The sequence below is a fragment of the Pseudomonas sp. LBUM1673 genome (assembly GCF_059695645.1).
The window spans coordinates 909,523-931,962 of record NZ_CP166780.1 but is presented as its reverse complement, the minus strand read 5'-3'; the positions used below and the strand labels follow the sequence as shown (position 1 = coordinate 931,962).

Below are 22,440 nucleotides of genomic sequence, written 5' to 3'. Positions count from 1 at the left end.
GTAGGATTGGCGAAAATGTCGGGCAAACTCGAACAAAAAAGGAAAACCCGGGTTGAAACTCAGTGATATTGCACAATTGGCCGGTGTCTCCGTGACCACCGCCAGTTATGTCATAAACGGCAAGGCCGAACAGCAACGCATCAGCAGCGCCACCGTCGAGCGCGTGCGGGCGGTGGTCGAACAGCATGGCTTCACGCCCAATCCCCAGGCCGCCGGACTGCGCAGTCGGCACACCCGCACTTTGGGGTTCATTCTGCCGGACCTGGAAAACCCCAGTTACGCACGAATCGCCAAACTGCTGGAACAAGGCGCCCGGGCTCGCGGCTATCAACTGCTGATCGCCAGCTCCGACGATGCGCCGGACAGCGAACGGCAATTGCTGCAACTGTTCCGCGCCCGCCGCTGCGATGCGTTGATTGTCGCCAGTTGCCTGCCCGCCGGCGACGACAGCTATCGCCAGTTGCAGGCCAAAGGTATTCCGATCATCGCCATCGACCGGGTGATGGAACCTGAGCACTTCTGCTCGGTGATCAGCGACGACCGCGAAGCCAGCCAGCACTTGACCCGCAGCTTGCTGGACCCGCTGCCCAAGCAGATCGCGTTGATCGGAGCACGCCCCGAGCTGAGCATCAGCCAGGAGCGGGCGGCGGGTTTCAAGGAAGCGCTGAACGGCTTCAAAGGCGAGGTGCTGATCGAACACGGCGAGTCGTTCAGCCGCGAGTGCGGCAAACAATTGATGGAAGAATTGCTTCAACGTCTGGGGCATTTACCGGATGCTCTGGTGACCACCTCCTACGTGCTGCTTCAGGGCGTGTTCGATGCCTTGCACGACTTCCCGCTCAAATCCCGCCCGCTGCGCCTGGGCACCTTTGGTGACACCCAGTTGCTGGACTTCCTGCCGCTGCCGGTCAACGCCATGTCCCAGCAGCATCAGCTGATCGCCGACAAGGCCCTGGAACTGGCATTGGCAGCCATCGAACAGGCCGATTACCAACCCGGCGTGCAGGCCATCGCGCGGACCTTCAAGCAGCGTATTCGTCAGGACTGAACCGTGGAGCTGATCGACACCCACACTCATCTGGACTTTCCGGACTTCGACGGGGATCGTCAGGCGCTGCTGGCCGAGAGCCGCGCCCTGGGCGTGCGGCGGATGGTGGTGTTGGGGGTTTATCAGGCCAATTGGCAGCGGGTCTGGGACCTGGTGCAAAGCGATCCTGATTTGCACGCGGCGTTGGGTTTGCACCCAGTGTATCTGGATGACCATCGCCCTGAGGATTTGACCGAACTCGGTGACTGGCTAACGCGCCTGGCGGGCCATCGACAGCTATGCGCGGTGGGCGAGATCGGTCTGGATTACTTCATCGAAACCCTCGACCGTGAACGCCAGCAAGCGCTGTTCGACGCCCAACTGCAACTGGCGGCGGACTTCAATCTGCCGGCGTTGATTCACGTGCGACGCAGCCACGCGGCGGTGATTGCCACGCTCAAACGGTTTCGCTTGAAACGCGCGGGAATCATTCATGCCTTCGCCGGTAGCCAGGAAGAGGCTCGCGAATACATCAAGCTCGGTTTCAAGCTCGGCCTCGGCGGCGCCGCGACCTGGCCGCAAGCCCTGCGCATGCACCGTGTGCTCGCCGGTTTGCCCCTTGAATCGGTGGTACTGGAAACCGACTCACCAGACATGGCCCCCGCCATGTTCCCCGGCCGACGCAACAGCCCGGCCCATTTGCCGGCGATCTGCGAGGCACTGGCCGCCATCATGGCGATCAGCCCCGAACAACTGGCTGCCGCCAGCACCGCCAATGCCTGTGAGCTGTTCAACTGGTAATCAGTCGCCGCACACATCCCCTGTGGGAGCGGGCTTGTGTGGTGAGGGGGCTTGCCTGTGGCGAGGGGGCTTGCCCCCGTTCGGCTGCGAAGCAGTCGTAAACTGGGCGCCGGGGGGCCGCTTCGCGACCCAACGGGGGCAAGCCCCCTCGCCACATCAAACCCGGAACGCGCTGATCAATTGCTTGAGCTCCACCACCTGCGCCGACAACGCTCGGCTGGCATTTTCGGTTTGGTGCGCGCCTTCGGCGGTGCGCTCGCCGGCGCGGTTGATCTCGACGATGTTCTGGTCGATGTCGTGGGCCACGGCGGTCTGTTGTTCTACCGCGGCGGCGATCTGCTGATTCTGGTCGACGATCATGCCGACGGCGCCGAGGATATTTTCCAGCGCCTGCTGGACCTTTTCCGACTGCCCGACCGTGCCGTTGGCCATCTGATGGCTGGAGCCCATCGCCTTGACCGCCGCACCGACACCACTGTGCAGTTTGGCGATCATCTGCTCGATTTCTTCGGTCGATTGCTGCGTGCGTTTGGCCAGGGTCCGGACCTCGTCCGCCACCACCGCAAAACCACGGCCCTGCTCGCCCGCGCGCGCGGCTTCGATGGCGGCGTTGAGGGCCAGCAGGTTGGTCTGTTCAGCAATGCTTTTGATCACTTCCAGCACACCACTGATGGATTGGCTGTCACTGGCCAATTGATTGATCACCCGCACCGACTGATCGATCTCACTGGCCAGTGCAGCGATGCTGCCCTGCTGGGACTCCACCAGTCCGCGACCGCTGATGGTCTCGTCGTTGACGCTGTGGGCGCTGCTGACGGCCGCGGCGGCGCTGCGCGCCACCTCCAGGGACGTGGCTGACATCTGGTTCATCGCCGTGGCGACCTGCTCGATCTGCGTGCGCTGCCCCGCCACCGCCTGGTTGCTCTGGGCAGACACGTTTTCGACCTGGCTGGCCTGGCGCTCGACCTCACTGACGGTCTGGCCCACCCGCTCGATCAGGTCATGGATTTTCTTCACGGTGGCGGTGAACACCTCGCCCAACTCGCCCAGTTCATCGCGGCTGTTGGCGCTGAAGGTGACAGTCATGTCACCGGCCGCCACCTTATCCATCACCGCGCCAAGACGCTTGAGGGTGGTGCGGGTCGAAGCGTAGAAACCGCCATAGAGGTAAAAAATCAACACAAACACCACCGCCAATGCCACCACCTGCAAGATCATGTGGGTGCGGTGCTGCTCCAGCCGCTGCTGCAACTGGGTACCGAGAAACTTCAGGGTGGCTTCGTTGAGTTGGTAAGTCTGGTCGATCAGGCCCGTGACCTGATCGTAAAAGGCCTGCCACGGTGCATCGAGGGTGTCAGCCATCACCACCTGTTCTTCGAACAGCTCACTGGCCTTTTTCAGAGAGGCCTTGCTGCTTTCAGCCTGAGCGGTCAGGGTTTCGTGCGCCGCTTTACTGGAGCCCAGAGCATCCTGCAATTTCAGACCGTATTCGGCCTGAAGCTTTTCGATCTGCGCCAGCAACTCATCGAAACGGGTGCTCGACGCCGAATTGAGAAAGCCCTGCCCCAACGAGTAAGAACCCATCGCCCGGCCTTCGCCGAGCGTCTGGGTGACGGCCGGCGTGACGTTGGTAATGAGCTCGCTCAGCTGCCGCATGTCGCTCTGGCTGTCGCGGCTCAGGCCGGCCTGACTGGCAATGATCTGGCTGAAAATCTGCGCGTTGCCGAGCAACTTGCCGATCAGCGCACTTTTGCTTTGCAGGGAGGTTTCCGCTTGCTGAGCCTTGAACGCGGCGATCATTTCATCGCGCTTGCCATCGAAAAAGGTGATTTGTTCCGGGTCAGTGGTCATCGCCGCCAGCCCTTGCAAACGGGTCAGAACGCGTTGCTCCAGAGCACTGATATTCGATTCGACATGACCGGCCTTACCGGACTGGCCAAGGGTGACGTTGATCTGCACCAGGTTGTTCAGGGTTTCCAGGTCTCGGCGCAGGCTCAGGCCGCTGCCCAGCAGGTCAAGGCTCTGCAGTTCTACCTGGGTGCCCTGGAACTCGCGATAGGAGTCGCGCACCAGATAGAAGTTGGTCACCAGCATCGGCACCAGGAACAGCACGCTGATCAGGCTGAACTTCATGCCGAAGCTCAGGCGGTTCATCAGCGCGACGGCGGGATAGAGCAAGCTCTTCACTGTGAAGTCTCCCTTTGAATTCTTATTTTTATGGCAGGCGCGCAGAGACAGCAGATAGCCACTATCGGCGCTATCTCTGTATAGCCTAAATCGGCAGAGGGTTTTGTAACTTAAGGTTAACGACGGGGTGCCTTTTCTTCAGGCAGAAGATGCTTCAGGCAAGTGATATCCCTGTGGCGAGGGGGCTTGCCCCCGTTCGGCTGCGAAGCAGTCGTAAATCCAGGCAAATCGATCTGTCTGAGCGGACGCTGGGGGGCCGCTTCGCGACCCAACGGGGGCAAGCCCCCTCGCCACAATGACGTTCACTTCAGATGTATCGTGGTTACGACAAAACAGTCCACAACGCAAACCCGGCATACCAAAGCACTGCCGCGCGCAGCAGCAGTTCCCAGATCCGGTCCAGGCTGTTGATGCCATCCGGCCCGACCACCGGCGCCGGAATTTCGCCGGCCACCAGTCCGACCTTCTCGATCAACTGGGCGGCGCTGATGTTCCAGTTCAGCAGTTCATGCAGCATCACCCGGCTGACCGCGACAAAGTTGCCGACCAGTGCAAAGCTCGCAGCCAGCAACCGCACCGGCACCCAATCAAACGCGTGACGCAGCTGTGCGGCGCGCTCGACCACGGACAGGGTCTGCCCGTGCTCTTCAGCCAGCGCCAGCAATCGATAGCTCAAGGCTGCAACCGGGCCCAGCAGGAAGTACCAGAAGATCACCGCGAAAAAGCTCTGATACGCCTGCCACAGCAGATGCCCTTCGACGCGCTCCAGCAGTTGCTCGCCGCTGTCGGCGCAAATATTCAGGTCGCGTTTGGCCACATGGGCGGCGGCTTGCAGGTCTTCCCGGCGCCAGGCATCGCGAAACGACCCCAGGCCGGCCAGCAGATCACCACGACCCAGACTGTAAATCACCACCAGCAGGTGCACCGGCAACGCCATCAAGCCGTAGGCCACCGGGTCCAGCACCACCAACAGCAAACCCAGCAACGCCACCGGCAACAACACCAGCACCACCAGAATCAGCCACGGACGGTGGGTCATGCGTGGGCTGGCTTCAAGCTTGTTCAGCTCGCGCACCCAACCGCCATCACGTTGAACCCGATGGCGCAAGGCCGAGAACTTCTCGATCCACACCGCCAACAGCAGCACCAGAAAACTCATTGTTACTCCTTCTTTTCCAGAGCGGCTTTTGCCAGAGCCGCGTGATAGCGTGCCCAGTCGAACGCCGGTCCCGGATCAGTCTTGCGCCCGGGTGCAATGTCGCTATGCCCGCAGATACGCTGCGCGGTGATGCCCGTGAAAGCGTTTTGCAGCTGTCGGGTCAGGGCCGTCAACGCTTGATACTGGGCGTCGGTGAACGGTAGATCATCCGTGCCTTCAAGCTCGATGCCCACGGAAAAATCGTTACAGGTTTCCCGTCCTTCGAAACACGAGACGCCGGCATGCCAGGCGCGCTCAAGACAAGAGACAAACTGAGTGACGGCGCCGTCACGTTCAATCAGAAAGTGCGCAGACACCCGCAGGTCGACGATTCCTGCAAAGTAGGGATGTTCCGTGACATCCAGACGATTCTGAAAAAATTCCTGCACCTTGCCAGTCAGAAACTGCGCTGGCGGCAGACTGATGTTGTGGATCACCAACAGGGAAATTTCGCCCTCGGGGCGCGCATTGAAGTTGGGCGAGGGGCATATGCGCACGCCCTGACACCAACCGCTCGCGGGGTCCAACTGCATACAGGCTCCTTCAACGACGACTGTGTTGGCGCCCAGTATGCCGCGATAGACCCTCGGCGCGCGATCACTTGCCGCGATTGAGACGCCGCAGGTTGCCGAGCACCGATTCCAGCGCCCGGTCGAACAGCAAGGTGCCGTCCAGCGTTCGCACCGCGCCACGTCGGAATTCCAGGGTGAGACCGGTACGGCTGTGTTCCAGCACTTTCATCCCGGTACGGTCGACGAAGATGTACTTGCCGGTAACTTCAATGATCGCCGCCAGCTTACAGCGCAGGGTGTTTTCCTCGTCTTCCTGAAACTCGACCCAGCAACCCGGGTGCAGCTGATCGACCTGAAGCAAGGCGACATCGTCCTCCGGCAAACGCACCGAGGCTGTCTCGACCGGGCCTTCATCAGCGGTGCGAAGCACGATTTCCTGCTGCACTTGAACCATCATCGGCCCGCCAGGCGTACTTTTCTGACCCGGACGTTCGAACAGTTGAACGTGCACGGCTTCCAGCTCGCTGAAAAACTCACTGGTGGCGAACGGGTCGAATGCCGAGCTGTTCAAGCCATCGCGCAACGACTTGAGCAACCCCGGCACCAGCGACAACAAGCGCAGGCTCGCGTCGGGCTCGTCATGGCGCTGCACGCTCCAGATCAATTGCGTCATGGTCTGCACGTCGGCGTGCCATTCGGCGGACTGATCACCGTGCTTGAGGCAGGTCAGCAACAGCACTTTGCTCCAGGCCTCTCGGACAAACGCCACCACGCTGTGCGGGAGCACCTTGCCCACCAACGCCTGGTTCAGCACCTGCTCGACGCGCTGACGCGCCAGTTCGGTCCTGGCACGACCTTCTTCGGCGTCTCGGGTGCGCTGCTCGAGTAATTCGCTGCGGCGGCGCTCGTCACTGGTGAAAGCGAGAAAATCCGCCAGCAGCTCGGAAAAGATCGCCGGGTCATCGACAAAGTCGTTCAACAAGCGCTGCACCACCTGCTCGATGCGCAGGTACAGACTGTCGCGCTCATGGTCATCGCACTCGCCCCAGCCCATGGCCGCAGCGGCGATTTCGTTGAGCAAGCGCCGGGCGGGATGGCTGCTGCGGCTGAAAAAGCTCTTGTCGAGCACCGCGACTTTCAGCATCGGGATCTGCAAACGGCCGATCAGCGCCTTGAGAGAGTCCGGCAGGTTGCGGTCATCGAGGATGCATTCGAAGAGCATGGCGATCAGATTGATCACGTCTTCGTCGGCCACTGCGACTACACGCGACTTACCACTCTTGACGCTGACCCGGGTCAGCAGTAGTTCGAGCTGGTTACGCAGATCGAAGTCGTCCTGAACCGCCAGTGCCGGTACGTATTGCTGCAAGTGCGAGAGCAGGCGCAGCAGGTCGCGGGTGGAAATGGGCTGGGTCTGGGCACTGGCTTCAAGGGTCGGCGCAACGCTGCCACGCACGTGGGACAGCAACTCCTGCAAAGCGGCGAAGACTTCCTGCACTCCATCGTCAACCTGAGGATTGCCAAACCGCCCCCCAGCCTGCGCGGAGTCGCAATGAACACTCGCCACCGCCCGATCGGTGGCACGCCGTGTCGGTGCGGGTTTGAGGTCCGGCAACACGCCGGTGGCGATCAGCAGTTGATTGGCTTCGGCGTAGAGCTGATCAGCGTTGCTGAGCACATAGCGTTCAAACAACTTGAGGATGATCAGCTTGACCTTGATCTCCATGCCCAGGTTGCGCCCGGCCTGCAAGAAATACTCGCAGAGCAGTGTCGGCCCCATGGGATTGTGCTGTTCGACCAGCGTCTTGCCCAACAGCGTGCTGAGTCGGGCCGTGAGTTGGTCGAGGGCGAAACCGTCGCGGTTCAGCACTTTGCCGACCATGACCTCCACCGCCACATTACGCTCCATGTCGTCATGGGATAGCGGCACCGAGGTATCGAAAGCCAAGGCCCGGGGCAAGGCAGCCTGAGAAGTGTCCTGCTGCGTGAGGCTGACGAAAGCCTCGAACAATTGCTCGAGAAAACCGCGTTCGATGCTTTTGCGCTTGAGGCGCAAATCGCGCATGGCTTCGAAGAAGATGTTTTGTTCGACGTCGTTTCGGGCGCGATCGGCCATTTCGAACAGGGTGTCGTCGGCGTTATCGAACAGCTCCTGCAAACCCTGCTTGAGCTGTTGAGCGGCCTTGTCGCGAACCTGAAGCAGAATCACGGGCAGGCGGGCGAGCGGCGAGTGAGCCGCCTGGTCGGTAGCGGCCTTGTGCAAAGGCACTACATTCCCGTCGTTGTGCATCCAAGCCTCCTGAAATGGTGATTCTTCGGTTCGGTAAGAAAGATCGAGTACGCAGGCCACATAGCCGACGCTCAACGGGGACCGTCACCACCCGTTGTCATTCAATAATCGGGAATCCAAAGTTACGTCAAAGCTATGACGTCAAATGCAAGGCGGATTATCTGCAAAAGACCTTCTTTGTGCCAGCAGACTCTGCCCTTCCCCAAGAAATAGACGTTATGAGAGAGACCCTTGCTTAACACCGATTGCTCGAGTGAATCGACCACATGCAGGTTCGCGAACGATGGAATGGCCGTTGATGCCTTGGGTTGCCTCGCACCATGGCCCTATAATCGGACCACTTTGTTTGTGGAGCCCGTTATGCCGAATCTACGTCTCGCCGATTTGACCGCCGAAATCGAAGCCAACGTGCGCCGTGCGTTGCTCGAGGACATCGGCAGCGGCGACATCACCGCGCAACTGATCCCGGCCGAACGCCTGGCCAAAGCCACCATCATCACCCGCGATGCGGCTGTCATTGCTGGCACCGCGTGGGTGGATGCCGTGTTTCGGCAGCTGGATCCGCGGGTTGCGGTGCACTGGCAGGTAGCCGACGGCGAACGGGTGAAACCCAATCAGGTGCTATTCCATCTCGAAGGCCCGGCGCGCTCGCTGCTGACGGGTGAGCGCAGTGCTCTTAATTTCCTGCAATTGCTGTCTGGCGTGGCCACTCGCGCGCAGTACCTGGCCGATTTCGTCGCCGAGACCCAGGTGAAGTTGCTCGACACCCGCAAAACCTTGCCGGGGCTGCGCCTGGCCCAGAAATACGCCGTGACCTGCGGCGGCTGCCATAACCACCGCATCGGCCTGTATGACGCCTTCCTGATCAAGGAAAACCATATCGCCGCCTGCGGTGGCATTCCTGAAGCAATCAACGCCGCGCACAAGATCGCCCCGGGCAAACCGGTGGAGATCGAAGTGGAAAGCCTGGCGGAGCTGAAGGAAGCACTGGCGGCGGGTGCCGACATCATCATGCTCGATGAACTGAGCCTGGATGACATGCGCGAAGCCGTGCGCTTGAACGCCGGCAAGGCAAAACTGGAGGCCAGCGGCGGTATCAACGAAAGCACGTTGCTGCCAATCGCCGAAACCGGGGTGGATTATATTTCGATTGGTGCGATGACCAAGGATGTGAAGGCTGTGGACCTGTCGATGCGACTGAGTCTCTGATCACGGCTTTGATAATAAAAAATGCCAGCCTGATGAAGGCTGGCATTTTTTTTAGACCACCAGATTATTCATCTCGCAGTACTCTTCCCACTCGACACCCAATACCTCCGCCGCCTCCTTGTGCAGCGCCAGGCGCGCGGCCTCGAACTCTTCCGGGGTTGTGGTGTATTTGAGCGTCAGCTCCCACGGCTGCAAGCCCTGAGCTTCCGCCTCATCCTCGAACGCCCACTGGATCTGGTCTTTCTGATCGTCGGCGGGCAAGTCCTTGATCTCTTCCATCAACTCGTGCGCGTCTAGCGCGTACTTTTTCAGGGCTTCTTCGTGTCTGGCTTCTTGGGTCAATTCTTTAACGGTCATGGCGTTCTCGCTGATCTGGGGAATGGAAGATGGATCTGGATCATCAAGGATCTCTCTGACGCAAAAAACCGTTTGAAGCCCGGTTTGTCTGGCCTTCAGAACCATTCGGGATCATCTGAAAACTGCTGGGCGATGCTCATGCAGACAACGAATATAGGACGTTTTGTCGATGTTTTACACGGGTCTTTACATCTATCCCATAAAAAGCCGAGTGCATAAGGTGCAGGAGGCCTTGGGAACATAAGTCGAAATCCCAACTCATAGCGATGTGCCATATCGGCACTTCACAAGGAACCCCAGTGATGCGCAGTTTTTCGAAGCTTTTGTCTACCCAGCTTACGACCGCTACCCTGCTGCTCGGCAGCCTGACATTGGCCAGCGCTGCTCAAGCGGCTGTCGAAGTCACCTCTGACCCTGCGTTGTACTCCGACAAAATCTCCGCCCTCCACAATTCATTCGGTAAGGACACACTCGTCAGAACCAGCGTCAGCATCGATGATCTGGAAAGCCTGCAAAAAACCGTGAAAGCCAATGCCACCGAACTGGAAAGCCAGAAGCGCACCCTCGGCGAGCAGGCCCGTCAGATCGAAGAACTCAAGCGCAGCAGTGGTTCCAGCTCAAACTCCAGCAACAAGGAGATTGACGATCTCAAGCGCACGATCAATGAACAGGAACGCGATCTGAACAACCTTGGCAAGCAAGTGGAAGAGCTAAAGCGCAACAGCGGCTCCAGCTCAAACTCGAGCAACAGCGAAATCTCCAGTCTCAAACGAGAGATCAGCGATCAGGATCGCGCGATGGATCAACTCAAGCGCACCGTCGAGGATCTGAGCAGGAAGGTGAAATAAGCGAGGAAAGTGGTGCCCGAGACAGGAATCGAACCTGCGACCTGCGCGTTACGAGTGCGCTGCTCTACCGGCTGAGCTACACGGGCGGTGGGCTAAACCTAGCACTGGCTTCGGGGTCCGGCAACTTGGCGCACCGCAAAATCAAAAGATCGCAGCCTTCGGCAGCTCCTACATGAGCCCCGTGTAGGAGCTGCCGAAGGCTGCGATCTTTTGATCTTTACTGCACACAAAAAAATGCCCCGCCGTTTTCACGGCGGGGCATTTTTTATAACGTTGAAGCGGTCAGGCGCGGGAGTGATTAAACGCCCGAAGCCTTGGCAGCTGCTACGTCTTTGATGGACAGCTTGATACGGCCGCGGTTGTCCACGTCCAGTACCAGTACTTCCACTTCCTGGCCTTCTTTCAGGATGTCGGTCACTTTCTCAACGCGAGCATCGCTCAGCATCGAGATGTGAACCAGACCGTCCTTGCCCGGCAGGATGTTGACGAATGCGCCGAAGTCGACGATGCGCTCAACCTTACCAACGTAGATCTTGCCGATCTCGGCTTCTGCGGTGATGCCCAGAACGCGCTGACGTGCCGCTTCAGCCGCTTCCTTGGTTTCGCCGAAGATCTTGATCGAACCGTCGTCTTCGATGTCGATCGAAGCCTTGGTTTCTTCACAGATCGCACGAATGGTCGCGCCGCCTTTACCGATGACATCACGGATTTTGTCGGTGTCGATTTTCATCGCGATCATGGTCGGAGCGTTTTCCGACAGCTCGGTACGCGACTGGCCAATGATCTGGTTCATCTGACCGAGGATGTTCAGGCGCGCTTCCAGGGCTTGGCCCAGAGCGATTTCCATGATTTCTTCGGTGATGCCCTTGATCTTGATGTCCATCTGCAGCGCGGTAACACCTTTGGCGGTACCAGCTACTTTGAAGTCCATGTCGCCGAGGTGATCTTCGTCACCCAGGATGTCGGTCAGGACGGCGAATTTCTCGCCTTCTTTAACCAGACCCATGGCGATACCGGCAACCGGTGCCTTCATCGGAACGCCGGCATCCATCAGCGCCAGGGAAGCGCCGCAGACCGAAGCCATGGAGCTCGAACCGTTGGACTCGGTGATTTCCGAAACCACACGAATGGTGTACGGGAACACGTCGGCAGCAGGCAGCATGGCCTGAACCGAACGACGGGCCAGACGGCCGTGACCGATTTCGCGACGACCAGCGCCACCCATGCGACCACACTCACCTACCGAGAACGGAGGGAAGTTGTAGTGCAGCATGAACGGGTCTTTTTTCTCGCCTTCCAGGGTGTCCAGCAGCTGTGCGTCACGGGCAGTACCCAGAGTCGCGACTACCAGGGCCTGGGTTTCGCCACGGGTGAACAGTGCCGAACCGTGGGTCTTGGGCAGAACACCGACTTCGATGTTCAGCGGACGTACGGTCTTGGTGTCGCGACCGTCGATACGTGGCTTGCCGTTAACGATGTTTTCACGAACGGTGCGGTATTCGATTTCACCGAAAGCCGCTTTGACTTCAGCGGAAGTCGGCTGACCTTCTTCACCGGACAGGTTGGCAACCACCTGGTCTTTCAGCTCGCCCAGACGTGCATAACGGTCGGCTTTGACGGTGATGGTGTAAGCCTGGGAAATCGCATCGCCGAACTCGGCACGGATAGCGCCCAGCAGAGCAGTGGCTTCTGGCTGTGGAGCCCAGGTCCAGGTCGGCTTGGCAGCTTCGGCGGCCAGTTCTTTAACGGCGTTGATCACCACCTGGAACTCGTCGTGAGCAAACAGTACCGCACCCAGCATCTGGTCTTCGGTCAGCTCTTTGGCTTCCGATTCAACCATCAGAACGGCTTCCGAAGTACCGGCAACGACCATGTCCAGGCTCGAAGCTTTCAGTTGTTCGTAAGTCGGGTTCAGCAGGTAGCCGGTGCTTTCGTGGAACGCAACGCGGGCAGCGCCGATCGGGCCATCGAAAGGAATGCCGGAGATGGCCAGGGCAGCCGAGGTACCGATCATCGCAGCGATGTCCGGATCGGTCTTCTTGCTGGTGGAAACGACGGTGCAGACAACCTGCACTTCGTTCATGAAGCCTTCTGGGAACAGCGGACGGATCGGACGATCGATCAGTCGGGAAGTCAGGGTTTCTTTCTCGGAAGGACGGCCTTCACGCTTGAAGAAACCGCCAGGGATCTTACCGGCAGCGTAAGTCTTTTCCTGGTAGTGAACGGACAGAGGGAAGAAGCCCTTGCCTGGATCGGCTTGTTTGGCACCAACGACGGTCACCAATACGCTGACGTCGTCGTCAACGGTGACCAATACTGCGCCAGAGGCTTGACGGGCGATACGGCCAGTCTCGAGGGTAACGGTCGACTGACCGAACTGGAATTTTTTGATTACCGGGTTCACGGTGTCCTACCTTCTTTTGTGGCTCTTGGGGAACTTGTCTTCTTGCGAAATTCTTGGGCAATGTCGGGAATCGGCCCAACGCCTGTCCAGGGTAAAACGTATATCCAGATAAAACTTGAGGCTGGGAGCCTGCCATGCGCCAGCGGGAAACCCACTGACGCACGACAGACAACCAACCTCTAGCGCAATCGCTTATTAGCGACGCAGACCCAGGCGAGCGATCAGAGCGCTGTAACGGCTCACGTCCTTGCCTTTCAGGTAGTCCAGCAGCTTACGACGCTGGTTTACCATACGGATCAGACCACGACGGGAGTGGTGATCTTTACCGTTGGCCTTGAAGTGACCTTGCAGTTTGTTGATGTTGTGGGTCAGCAGTGCAACTTGCACTTCTGGCGAACCAGTGTCACCAACAGCTTGCTGGTAGTCAGCTACGATTTGAGCTTTTTCTTGAACGTCGAGAGCCATGAGGCAATCCTTTTATCAGGAAACTGTTTCAAAGAAACAGCTTCAACAGGCCAGGGACAAATCCCTGTATCTATAAATGAGTAGTGACCGTGCCTGTTAACAGCCACACTCGCCGGCCTGCTGTTACACAGGCTGGTTTCGGTCATTCTGACCGAATCAGTCGACGTGGCGCGATGCGCCCGTCTTCGCTCACTTCACCGATACCGATGAAGCGACCGTTGTGATCCTGTACCCGTACCATGCCGAATTTCGGCGCATCCGGGGCGCGTACCGGTTGGCCGTTAAGCCAGTAGAACGCGCTGTGCTCCGAGAAATGCAACAGTGGCCAATCCAGCAGGCCGCTGTCCGATGGCATCAGGAAGCGGTCGACCGCTTCGTTGCCGCCTTCGGCATGTACCGCTTCAAGCTCTTCCAGAGTGACGGTCTGTGCAAGCGTGAAAGGCCCAGCCTGGGTACGTCGCAATTCAGCCACGTAAGCGCCACAACCGAGTTGCTCACCGATATCCTCCACCAGGGTGCGGATATAGGTGCCTTTGCTGCAATCCACCGCGAGCCGCGCAGTATCACCCTCAAAGGCCAGTAATTCCAAGCGCGCAATAGTAACAGAACGCGGTTCGCGCTCCACTACTTCGCCTGCACGGGCCAGCTTGTACAGCGGCTGCCCATCACGCTTGAGCGCCGAGTACATCGGCGGTATCTGACTGATTTGCCCACGAAATTTCGGCAGCACAGCGTCAATATCGGCGCGACCAACGGTCACCGGGCGCTCCAGCAAAACTTCACCTTCGGCATCGGCCGTGGTGGTGGTCTTGCCCAGTTGCGCCAGGGTTTCATAACCCTTGTCGGAATCAAGCAGGTATTGCGAGAACTTGGTGGCCTCGCCGAAGCACAACGGCAGCACGCCGGTGGCCAGCGGATCAAGACTGCCGGTGTGCCCGGCCTTCTCGGCATTGAGCAACCAGCGGACCTTCTGCAACGCCGCGTTGGAGGTGAACCCCAGCGGCTTGTCGAGCAGGATGATGCCGCTGACGTTACGACGGATACGTTTGACCTGAGCCACCGATTACTCCTTGGCGTCTTCGGGTTCAGCCGCTACCGGGTGCTGATTGTCTTCAGCCACCGCACGCTCGATCAGGGCCGACAGGTGCGCGCCACGCACGACGCTTTCGTCGTAATGGAAGTGCAACTGCGGAACGCTGCGCAACTTCATTTCACGAGCCAACTGCATACGCAGGAAACCGGCGGCGGAGTTGAGCACCTTGATGCTTTGCGCGATGTCGTCGCGGCTGTCCTGGCCCATCACGGTGATGAAGATCTTGGCGTGACCGACGTCACGGCTGACTTCAACAGCGGTAATGGTGACCAGGCCCACGCGCGGGTCTTTGACTTCACGACGGATCAGCTGTGCCAGCTCACGCTGCATCTGATCGCCGATACGTTGGGTACGGCTGTATTCTTTTGCCATGTCTTGTTACCTGTTACTGCCTCACGGTGAAACCCGTGTGGTCTGAAAGCGGCAAACGCCCGGCCTGACAGAAGCCAGACCGGGCGTTGCGTTTAGAGTCCTGACGCTGTGCCGCGCATGTGCATGCGGCGGCTCATCGTGGCCCTTGAAGTGCGCGAGTTAGAGGCTGCGAGCAACCTGAACCTTCTCGTAGACTTCGATCTTGTCGCCAGCCTTGACGTCGTTGTAGCTCTTGACGCCAATACCGCATTCCATGCCGGCACGTACTTCGGAAGCGTCATCCTTGAAGCGGCGCAGGGATTCCAGCTCGCCTTCGAAGATAACGATGTCTTCACGCAGTACACGGATTGGACGGTTACGGTGAACAACACCTTCGATAACCATGCAACCGGCGATCGCGCCAAACTTCGGCGAACGGAACACGTCACGCACTTCAGCGGTACCCAGGATGTTCTCGCGAACATCGCTGCCCAGCATACCGGTGAGGGCTTTCTTGACGTCTTCGATGATGTCGTAGATCACGTTGTAGTAACGCATATCCAGACCTTCCTGCTCGACGATCTTGCGAGCGCCAGCATCGGCACGCACGTTGAAGCCGAACAGTACAGCATTGGAGGCCAGTGCCAGGTTAGCGTCGGACTCGGTGATACCACCGACACCGCCCCCGACCACACGCACTTGCACTTCGTCGTTACCCAGGCCGTTCAAGGCACCGTTCAACGCTTCCAGCGAACCACGGACGTCGGATTTGAGGACGATGTTGAGCGTCTTCTTCTCTGCCTGCCCCATGTTTTCGAAGATGTTTTCCAGCTTGCCGGCGTGAGCGCGAGCCAGTTTGACTTCGCGGAACTTGCCTTGACGGAACAGAGCCACTTCACGGGCTTTCTTCTCGTCCGACAGCACGCTCATCTCGTCGCCAGCGTCCGGGGTACCGTCCAGGCCGAGGATCTCGACAGGGATGGAAGGACCGGCTTCCTTGATTGGCTTGCCGTTCTCGTCGAGCATGGCACGTACACGGCCATAGTTCGAACCGACCAGCACCATGTCGCCTTGGCGCAGGGTACCGTCTTGAACCAGAACGGTTGCAACCGGGCCACGACCTTTGTCGAGACGCGATTCAACCACGACGCCACGACCAGGAGCCGAAGGAGTCGCTTTCAGTTCCAGAACTTCAGCTTGCAGCAGAACAGCTTCAAGCAACTCGTCCACGCCAGTACCGACTTTCGCCGAAACCGATACGAACGGGGTGTCGCCGCCCCACTCTTCCGAAGTCACGCCGTGAACCGACAGTTCGCTACGGATGCGATCGAGATCAGCGCCCGGCTTGTCGATTTTGTTCACTGCAACAACCAGTGGAACACCGGCAGCCTTGGCGTGCTGGACCGCTTCAATGGTCTGCGGCATTACGCCGTCGTCCGCTGCAACGACCAGGATCACGATGTCAGTCGCCTTGGCACCACGGGCACGCATTGCGGTAAACGCGGCGTGACCCGGGGTATCGAGGAACGTGACCATGCCGCGATCAGTTTCAACGTGGTACGCACCGATGTGCTGGGTGATACCGCCGGCTTCGCCAGCAGCGACCTTGGCACGACGGATATAGTCGAGCAGCGACGTCTTACCGTGGTCAACGTGGCCCATTACGGTCACGACTGGCGCACGGGAGAACGTCTCACCTTCAAACTTCAGGGACTCGGCCAGCGAATCTTCCAGGGCGGTGTCGCTGACCAGGGTCACTTTGTGGCCCAGTTCTTCGGCTACCAGTTGAGCAGTTTCCTGATCAAGCACCTGGTTGATGGTCGCTGGAGTACCCAGTTTGAACATGAACTTGATGATTTCAGCAGCCTTGACCGACATCTGATTGGCGAGATCGCCAACAGTGATGGTCTCGCCGATCTGCACATCACGCACGACAGGGCCGGTTGGGCTCTGGAAACCGTGGGCGTTGCGTTTCTTCAGCTTGGCCTTGCCGCGACCACCACGACGGAAGCCATCGCTTTCTTCGTCGGTAGTACGTGGGGCAACGCGTGGAGCAGGCGCTTTCTCTTTGACCGAGGCACGATGCGGAGCGTTTTTACGCTCGCCGTCGCCACCACCGCTGCGACGATTGTTATCGTCGGCACGTGGTTTGTCCGGACGACGCTGTTCGTCGCGCTTGCGAGTGTCGGCCGCAGGTGCAGGTGCAGCTGCAATGACCGGCGCGCTTTCACGCACTGGCTCGGCAACTGCAGCGGGTGCTGCAACGGCGTCGTTAGTAGCGGTTTGCGCAGCAGCAGGCTGGCGACGCGCTTCTTCTTCGGCGCGACGCTTGGCTTCTTCTTCAGCCTTCTGACGTGCAGCATTTTCTACTGCGCGACGTTCTTCCAGTTCGCGTTTGCGCTCGGCTTCGATTTCTTCCGGGCTGCGTTGCACGAAGACTTTCTTCTTGCGGACTTCAACGCTGATGCTTTTGCTGCCAGCAACACGCAGGGTGCTGGTGGTTTTACGCTGCAGCGTGATCTTGCGTGGTTCTTCCACTTTCGCCTTGTGGCTGCTTTTCAAGTGAGTCAGCAAAGACTGCTTCTCACTATCGCTCACACCTTCATCGGCGGCGGTGTGCGGCAGACCTGCCTCACGCATCTGCTGCAACAGGCGCTCTACCGGTGTTTTGACCTCATCGGCCAGTTGTTTCACCGTGACTTGCGTCATGCACTTCTCTCCTCAGGCCGCGCCTAATTACTCGAACCAATGGGCTCGGGCGGCCATGATCAACTTGCCGGCACGATCATCGTCAATGCCGTCGATGTCGAGCAGGTCGTCAATAGACTGCTCGGCCAGGTCTTCGCGGGTAATTACGCCGCGCACCGCCAGTTCCATCGCCAAATCCTTGTCCATACCCTCAAGCGAGAGCAGGTCTTCGGCCGGATGGGCGTCTGCCAGCTTTTCCTCAGTAGCGATGGCTTTAGTCAACAAACGATCCTTGGCGCGAGCGCGAAGCTCGTTGACGGTTTCTTCGTCAAAGCCGTCGATGTTGAGCATTTCTTCCAACGGTACGTAGGCAATCTCTTCCAGGCTGGTGAAGCCTTCATCTACCAACACCTGTGCCAGGTCTTCGTCGACTTCCAGCTCGTCGATGAAGTTGCGCAGGATATCGCCGGTTTCTGCTTGCTGCTTAGCCTGGATGTCCGATTCGGTCATCACGTTCAGGGTCCAGCCAGTCAACTGGCTAGCCAGACGCACGTTCTGACCACCGCGACCGATGGCCTGAGCCAGATTGTCTGCGCCAACGGCGATGTCCATTGCATGGGCATCTTCGTCAACGATAATCGCCGCCACTTCAGCTGGCGACATTGCATTGATCACAAACTGCGCCGGGTTATCGTCCCACAGGACAATATCCACACGCTCACCGCCCAATTCGCCGGACACTGCCTGGACGCGCGAACCACGCATACCGATGCAAGCGCCTTGCGGGTCAATGCGTTTGTCCTTGGAGCGGACGGCGATCTTGGCGCGCGAACCCGGGTCGCGGGACGCAGCCATTACTTCGATCAGGCCTTCAGCGATTTCCGGCACTTCGATGCGGAACAACTCGATCAGCATTTCCGGCGCGGTACGCGACAGGATCAGCTGAGGGCCGCGGTTCTCGGTGCGGATTTCCTTGAGCAGCGCACGCAGACGCACGCCAACCCGGAAGGTTTCGCGAGAAATAATGTCTTCACGGGCCAGCAACGCTTCAGCGTTATTGCCCAGATCGACAATCACGTTGTCGCGGGTGACTTTCTTCACGGTGCCGGAGATGATTTCTCCCAGGCGCTCGCGATAGGCGTCAACGACTTGAGCACGCTCGGCCTCGCGAACTTTCTGCACGATGACTTGCTTGGCAGTCTGTGCAGCAATGCGGCCGAACTCGATGGACTCGATCTTTTCTTCGACAACGTCACCGACCTTGGCGCCAGGATGCGTTTCTGCAACCTTGCTCGGCCAGGTTTCGATGGCCGGATCGTCCAGGTCTGCTTCTTCGACGACCGTCCAGCGACGGAATGTCTCGTAAGCACCGGTGTGGCGATTGATTTCCACACGCAGATCGACTTCGTCCTCAAAACGCTTTTTGGTAGCAGTGGCCAGAGCCAGCTCCAGCGCTTCAAAAATTACGTTTGCCGGTACGCCCTTTTCATTGGATACCGACTCAACAACCAGCAGTACTTCTTTGCTCATCGTACGCCTCGCCTTTCGCAAGCCATTGGATCCGCGGGATCCGCGTCTCAGTCAAAACTGGGAATAATGTTGGCCTTGTCGATCATATCGATCGGCAACAGGAACTCATGGTCTTCAACCTGCACCACGACGTCCTGCTCTTCTACACCGCGCAGAAGGCCCTGAAAGTTGCGCCGACCTTCAAAAGGCGAGCGCAGCTTGATCTTCACTTGTTCACCGGCAAATTTTGCAAACTGCTCAATAGTGAACAGTGGGCGTTCCATGCCAGGCGAGGAAACTTCAAGGGTGTATTCAACGGCGATAGGATCTTCAACATCCAGTACACCGCTGATCTGACGGCTGACGATGGCACAATCGTCCACCAGCACGCCGCCCTCTTTATCAATATAAACGCGCAACATTGAGTGGCGACCTTGAGCCGAAAACTCAATACCCCAGCATTCATAGCCTAGGGCCACGACCACCGGGGCCAGCAAGGCCTGCAACTCTTCTAGCTTGCTCGACACCTGAACCCCCTCGTGCATGTATGTGCATGCTGTGCAAAATAAAAAAATGGGCGAAACGCCCATCCTTGAAACGCCGTTGAACAGCGGCGTTGAAAGTGTCCAGCTAACAAAAAGCCCCTTAAAAGGGGCTCCTTAAACTGGTTGCGGGGGCCGGATTTGAACCGACGACCTTCGGGTTATGAGCCCGACGAGCTACCAGACTGCTCCACCCCGCGACAAAGCTGGGGCGGAAGTATACGACCGATCCCTGACAGGGTCAATGTAACCTTCCACCTACAAGAAAGCCCGCAACAGCGGGCTCTCCTGATAATTGGTACCGAGAAGGGGACTCGAACCCCTACACCCTATGGGCACAACCACCTCAAGGTTGCGTGTCTACCAATTCCACCACCTCGGCAGTACTACGTTTGAAACTCTTCTTACTTCTGCTCTTGAGCTGGAGGCACGTCAGTCGCTGGAGTAGCCGACTTTTGCTCTTGAAGCACCGGGACATCATCAGAAGCCGGTTGTTGCTTTGGAACTTCCAACACTGCTGGATTTGGCAAACCTACTTGAGTCAGCTGGTGAGCCTTCTCTTTAGCAAAGTAACCTAACCCCAAGCTGGTTATGAAGAAACCGGCGGCAAGTATAGCAGTAAACTTACTAAGAAAGGTAGAGGAACCTTGGCTTCCGAACACAGTATTTGAAGCACCTGCTCCGAAAGACGCACCAGCATCCGCACCTTTACCCTGCTGCAGCAAAACCAGAGCAACTACGCCCAATGCACCCAGCAGATGAAAAACGACTACGACTGTTTCCAGCATTTTTTCAGTTTCCCGCGGCGCGACAAATCGCACCGAACTCATCTGCATTCAGGGAAGCTCCACCAATGAGCCCCCCATCGATATCCGGCATGCCGAACAGTTCGACCGCATTGGCCGCCTTCACGCTGCCGCCGTATAGAAGCCGCACACCTCGTGCGACTTCAGAATTCTCTGCCGCCAACTGAGCGCGAATGGCTGCGTGCACATCCTGCGCCTGTTGCGGCGAAGCAGTCAGCCCGGTGCCAATGGCCCAGACCGGCTCGTAAGCGATTACTGCTTTTGCAAAAGCACCGACACCCAGCTCCTCGATGATGCTGCCCAGCTGACGCCCGACAACCTCAAGAGTTTTCCCGGCTTCGCGCTGCTCAAGGGTTTCCCCGATACACAACACCGGAATCAAGCCACATGCCTGTGCCGCTGCGAATTTGCGATTCAGTGTCCCGTCACGCTCACCCATTATCTGGCGGCGCTCGGAGTGCCCGACAAGCACCAGGGAACAACCTGCATCCACTAATTGACTCGGCGCAATCTCACCCGTCAACGCACCCTGCATGGACTCAATCGCAGAGTTCTGCGCGCCGACCGAAATCGACTTGCCTTTCAAGCCATCAATCACTTGATTGATATACAAGCAAGGCGGGAACACCGCGACATCAACACCGCTTGGCAAGGCCAGATGACGAAGGCCGTTGATCAGCTCAGCGACGCTGGCGCGGGTACCGTGCATCTTCCAGTTACCAGCAACCATAGGGCGACGCATGCTGTACCTCGTCGGTCAAAGTGGGCGCAGATGTTACCCAACACAATCATGGCTGGCAAGCCGAAATCAGGCAGAAACTTCAGTTACCAGTTTTGCCAGCTCTTCGGCGTAACCGCGAACCTGCATTTCGTCCTCGCCCTCGACCATCACCCGCACCAGCGGCTCTGTCCCGGACTTGCGCAACAGTACGCGCCCACGACCGGCCATCGCCAGGGTGACACGATCACTGGCCTCCTTGACTGTCGGATGTTCGAGCGGATTCGCACCACCGCCAAAGCGGACATTGATCAGCACTTGAGGACACTTGCGCAGCGCCTGACGAGACTGAGCCAGGCCTTCTGTGCGCCTCTTCAACGCCATCAACACCTGCAACGCGGCAATAATTGCATCACCGGTGGTGGTGTGACTGAAGCAGACAATGTGCCCCGAGTTTTCCCCACCCACCTGCCAATCGCGCTCCAGCAACTCGGAGATTACATAACGGTCGCCAACGTTAGCCCGCACAAAAGGAATCGCCAGATCTGCCAAGGCCAATTCCAGCCCCAGGTTACTCATCAGCGTACCGACCACACCGCCCTGCAACTTGCCGCGCTCTTGCAGATCGCGAGCAATGATGAACAACAACTCGTCGCCGTCGACGACAGTGCCAGTGTGATCAACCATCTGGACCCGGTCACCATCACCGTCAAAGGCAATACCCAAATCGGCGTGCTCGGCCAATACGGCAGCCTGCAACGGCTCCATATGGGTCGAACCGCAATTCTCATTGATGTTCAGGCCATTAGGATGAGCAGAAAGCACAACGACATCCGCCCCTAACTCACGAAACACACTAGGCGCCACTTTATAGGTCGCACCGTGGGCGCAGTCGATCACGATCTTCAGGCCTGCAAAACTGGTACCGGCCGGGACACTGCTCTTGCAGAACTCGATATAACGGCCCGAGGCGTCATTGATTCGCGATACCTTGCCGATCTTGCTCGACTCAACCACGGTCATCGGGGTGTCGAGCAACTCTTCGATCATCAGCTCGACTTCATCCGGGAGCTTGGTGCCCTTCCCAGAGAAAAACTTGATGCCGTTGTCGTCATGAGGGTTATGCGAAGCACTGATCACGATGCCCGCTTCGGCATGAAAGGTCCGCGTCAGGTAGGCGATGGCCGGTGTCGGCATCGGCCCCAGGAGCATCACATCAGCACCTGCCGAGGTCAGCCCGGCCTCAAGCGCCGACTCAAACATGTAACCGGAGATCCGGGTGTCCTTGCCCACGAGCACCTTGCAGGCACCCATGCTGCGGAATGCCATGCCGGCCGCCCAGCCAAGCTTGAGCATGAAATCAGGAGTAATCGGGTATTCACCGACCCGACCACGAATGCCGTCGGTGCCAAAGTATTTCTTACTCATAAGTACT

19 protein-coding genes, 3 tRNA genes and 1 pseudogene are annotated in these 22,440 nt (G+C 58.4%); 4 read left to right on the top strand and 19 right to left on the bottom strand.

Translation table 11 applies throughout. From position 1 onward, the window contains the following. The first annotated feature begins 52 nt into the window (after positions 1-52). Both cra and ACA044_RS04115 read left to right on the top strand, forming a co-directional pair. Complete coding sequence (cra, locus tag ACA044_RS04120; protein ID WP_497445263.1) at positions 53-1,048, top strand: catabolite repressor/activator; 996 nt, start codon at positions 53-55, stop codon at positions 1,046-1,048. Between the two features lie 3 nt (positions 1,049-1,051). Further along, positions 1,052-1,828, top strand: a complete 777-nt coding sequence (locus ACA044_RS04115; protein WP_497445262.1) for a TatD family hydrolase — start codon at positions 1,052-1,054, stop codon at positions 1,826-1,828. 156 nt (positions 1,829-1,984) lie between these two features. Here ACA044_RS04115 and ACA044_RS04110 read toward each other — a convergent pair whose 3' ends face one another. The 5 genes and pseudogenes from ACA044_RS04110 to ACA044_RS04090 form a co-directional block, all read right to left on the bottom strand. Next, positions 1,985-2,689 (bottom strand): methyl-accepting chemotaxis protein, encoded by a 705-nt coding sequence (locus ACA044_RS04110; protein ID WP_497447161.1) that lies wholly within the window; start codon positions 2,687-2,689, stop codon positions 1,985-1,987. A 153-nt stretch (positions 2,690-2,842) separates the two neighbouring features. Continuing rightward, positions 2,843-3,046: pseudogene (locus ACA044_RS04105) on the bottom strand (HAMP domain-containing protein); the annotation flags it as partial. 1,291 nt (positions 3,047-4,337) lie between these two features. Further along, positions 4,338-5,174, bottom strand: a complete 837-nt coding sequence (ampE, locus tag ACA044_RS04100; protein WP_497445261.1) for a regulatory signaling modulator protein AmpE — start codon at positions 5,172-5,174, stop codon at positions 4,338-4,340. Positions 5,175-5,176: 2 nt separating this feature from the next. After that, entirely contained in the window at positions 5,177-5,746 is a 570-nt protein-coding gene (ampD, locus tag ACA044_RS04095) for a 1,6-anhydro-N-acetylmuramyl-L-alanine amidase AmpD (protein WP_497445260.1), read from the bottom strand. Positions 5,747-5,810: 64 nt separating this feature from the next. Next, complete coding sequence (locus ACA044_RS04090; RefSeq protein WP_497445259.1) at positions 5,811-8,015, bottom strand: DUF1631 domain-containing protein; 2,205 nt, start codon at positions 8,013-8,015, stop codon at positions 5,811-5,813. A 360-nt stretch (positions 8,016-8,375) separates the two neighbouring features. Between ACA044_RS04090 and nadC the strand changes: the two genes are divergently transcribed. Next, on the top strand, positions 8,376-9,224 hold the full coding sequence (nadC, locus tag ACA044_RS04085) for a carboxylating nicotinate-nucleotide diphosphorylase (RefSeq protein WP_497445258.1): 849 nt from the start codon (positions 8,376-8,378) through the stop codon (positions 9,222-9,224). Positions 9,225-9,275: 51 nt separating this feature from the next. Here nadC and ACA044_RS04080 read toward each other — a convergent pair whose 3' ends face one another. Continuing rightward, complete coding sequence (locus ACA044_RS04080; RefSeq protein WP_339527099.1) at positions 9,276-9,581, bottom strand: DUF6388 family protein; 306 nt, start codon at positions 9,579-9,581, stop codon at positions 9,276-9,278. Positions 9,582-9,883: 302 nt separating this feature from the next. On the opposite strand from ACA044_RS04080, the gene ACA044_RS04075 reads away from it, so the two are divergent. Then, a complete protein-coding gene (locus tag ACA044_RS04075) occupies positions 9,884-10,429 on the top strand; it encodes a hypothetical protein (RefSeq protein ID WP_497445257.1) in 546 nt (181 codons plus the stop codon). A gap of 10 nt (positions 10,430-10,439) precedes the next feature. Here the strand turns inward: ACA044_RS04075 and ACA044_RS04070 are convergent. The 13 genes from ACA044_RS04070 to glmM form a co-directional block, all read right to left on the bottom strand. Next, a tRNA-Thr gene (locus ACA044_RS04070) sits at positions 10,440-10,515 on the bottom strand. Between the two features lie 212 nt (positions 10,516-10,727). Then, positions 10,728-12,833 (bottom strand): polyribonucleotide nucleotidyltransferase, encoded by a 2,106-nt coding sequence (gene pnp / locus ACA044_RS04065; RefSeq protein ID WP_497445256.1) that lies wholly within the window; start codon positions 12,831-12,833, stop codon positions 10,728-10,730. A 195-nt stretch (positions 12,834-13,028) separates the two neighbouring features. Further along, complete coding sequence (gene rpsO, locus ACA044_RS04060; RefSeq protein ID WP_003197723.1) at positions 13,029-13,298, bottom strand: 30S ribosomal protein S15; 270 nt, start codon at positions 13,296-13,298, stop codon at positions 13,029-13,031. A gap of 142 nt (positions 13,299-13,440) precedes the next feature. Further along, entirely contained in the window at positions 13,441-14,358 is a 918-nt protein-coding gene (truB, locus tag ACA044_RS04055) for a tRNA pseudouridine(55) synthase TruB (RefSeq protein WP_497445255.1), read from the bottom strand. Positions 14,359-14,361: 3 nt separating this feature from the next. Beyond that, on the bottom strand, positions 14,362-14,763 hold the full coding sequence (rbfA, locus tag ACA044_RS04050) for a 30S ribosome-binding factor RbfA (protein WP_007900467.1): 402 nt from the start codon (positions 14,761-14,763) through the stop codon (positions 14,362-14,364). 159 nt (positions 14,764-14,922) lie between these two features. After that, positions 14,923-17,451 (bottom strand): translation initiation factor IF-2, encoded by a 2,529-nt coding sequence (infB, locus tag ACA044_RS04045; RefSeq protein ID WP_497445254.1) that lies wholly within the window; start codon positions 17,449-17,451, stop codon positions 14,923-14,925. A 27-nt stretch (positions 17,452-17,478) separates the two neighbouring features. Continuing rightward, positions 17,479-18,960, bottom strand: coding sequence for a transcription termination factor NusA (nusA, locus tag ACA044_RS04040; protein WP_007900474.1), 1,482 nt, complete (start codon positions 18,958-18,960; stop codon positions 17,479-17,481). A gap of 47 nt (positions 18,961-19,007) precedes the next feature. Further along, complete coding sequence (gene rimP / locus ACA044_RS04035) at positions 19,008-19,466, bottom strand: ribosome maturation factor RimP (RefSeq protein WP_010463487.1); 459 nt, start codon at positions 19,464-19,466, stop codon at positions 19,008-19,010. Positions 19,467-19,604: 138 nt separating this feature from the next. After that, positions 19,605-19,681 (bottom strand) — tRNA-Met (locus tag ACA044_RS04030). Between the two features lie 96 nt (positions 19,682-19,777). Further along, positions 19,778-19,863, bottom strand: a tRNA-Leu gene (locus tag ACA044_RS04025). A 22-nt stretch (positions 19,864-19,885) separates the two neighbouring features. Then, entirely contained in the window at positions 19,886-20,269 is a 384-nt protein-coding gene (gene secG, locus ACA044_RS04020) for a preprotein translocase subunit SecG (protein WP_017336473.1), read from the bottom strand. A gap of 4 nt (positions 20,270-20,273) precedes the next feature. Beyond that, positions 20,274-21,029 carry a triose-phosphate isomerase gene (gene tpiA / locus ACA044_RS04015; RefSeq protein ID WP_497445253.1) on the bottom strand — a complete coding sequence of 252 codons (756 nt, stop codon included), beginning with the start codon at positions 21,027-21,029 and terminating at the stop codon, positions 20,274-20,276. A 66-nt stretch (positions 21,030-21,095) separates the two neighbouring features. Further along, positions 21,096-22,433 carry a phosphoglucosamine mutase gene (gene glmM, locus ACA044_RS04010; RefSeq protein ID WP_497445252.1) on the bottom strand — a complete coding sequence of 446 codons (1,338 nt, stop codon included), beginning with the start codon at positions 22,431-22,433 and terminating at the stop codon, positions 21,096-21,098. Between the last annotated feature and the right edge of the window lie 7 nt (positions 22,434-22,440).

Bases quoted from the DNA above. Each gene is read 5' to 3' on its own strand.
- ACA044_RS04110 (WP_497447161.1), bottom strand. From the start codon at position 2,689: ATGTCAGCCACGTCCCTGGAGGTGGCGCGCAGCGCCGCCGCGGCCGTC.
- ampE (WP_497445261.1), bottom strand. From the start codon at position 5,174: ATGAGTTTTCTGGTGCTGCTGTTGGCGGTGTGGATCGAGAAGTTCTCG.
- ampD (WP_497445260.1), bottom strand. From the start codon at position 5,746: ATGCAGTTGGACCCCGCGAGCGGTTGGTGTCAGGGCGTGCGCATATGC.
- ACA044_RS04090 (WP_497445259.1), bottom strand. From the start codon at position 8,015: ATGCACAACGACGGGAATGTAGTGCCTTTGCACAAGGCCGCTACCGAC.
- nadC (WP_497445258.1), top strand. From the start codon at position 8,376: ATGCCGAATCTACGTCTCGCCGATTTGACCGCCGAAATCGAAGCCAAC.
- ACA044_RS04080 (WP_339527099.1), bottom strand. From the start codon at position 9,581: ATGACCGTTAAAGAATTGACCCAAGAAGCCAGACACGAAGAAGCCCTG.
- ACA044_RS04075 (WP_497445257.1), top strand. From the start codon at position 9,884: ATGCGCAGTTTTTCGAAGCTTTTGTCTACCCAGCTTACGACCGCTACC.
- rpsO (WP_003197723.1), bottom strand. From the start codon at position 13,298: ATGGCTCTCGACGTTCAAGAAAAAGCTCAAATCGTAGCTGACTACCAG.
- rbfA (WP_007900467.1), bottom strand. From the start codon at position 14,763: ATGGCAAAAGAATACAGCCGTACCCAACGTATCGGCGATCAGATGCAG.
- infB (WP_497445254.1), bottom strand. From the start codon at position 17,451: ATGACGCAAGTCACGGTGAAACAACTGGCCGATGAGGTCAAAACACCG.
- nusA (WP_007900474.1), bottom strand. From the start codon at position 18,960: ATGAGCAAAGAAGTACTGCTGGTTGTTGAGTCGGTATCCAATGAAAAG.
- secG (WP_017336473.1), bottom strand. From the start codon at position 20,269: ATGCTGGAAACAGTCGTAGTCGTTTTTCATCTGCTGGGTGCATTGGGC.
- tpiA (WP_497445253.1), bottom strand. From the start codon at position 21,029: ATGCGTCGCCCTATGGTTGCTGGTAACTGGAAGATGCACGGTACCCGC.
- glmM (WP_497445252.1), bottom strand. From the start codon at position 22,433: ATGAGTAAGAAATACTTTGGCACCGACGGCATTCGTGGTCGGGTCGGT.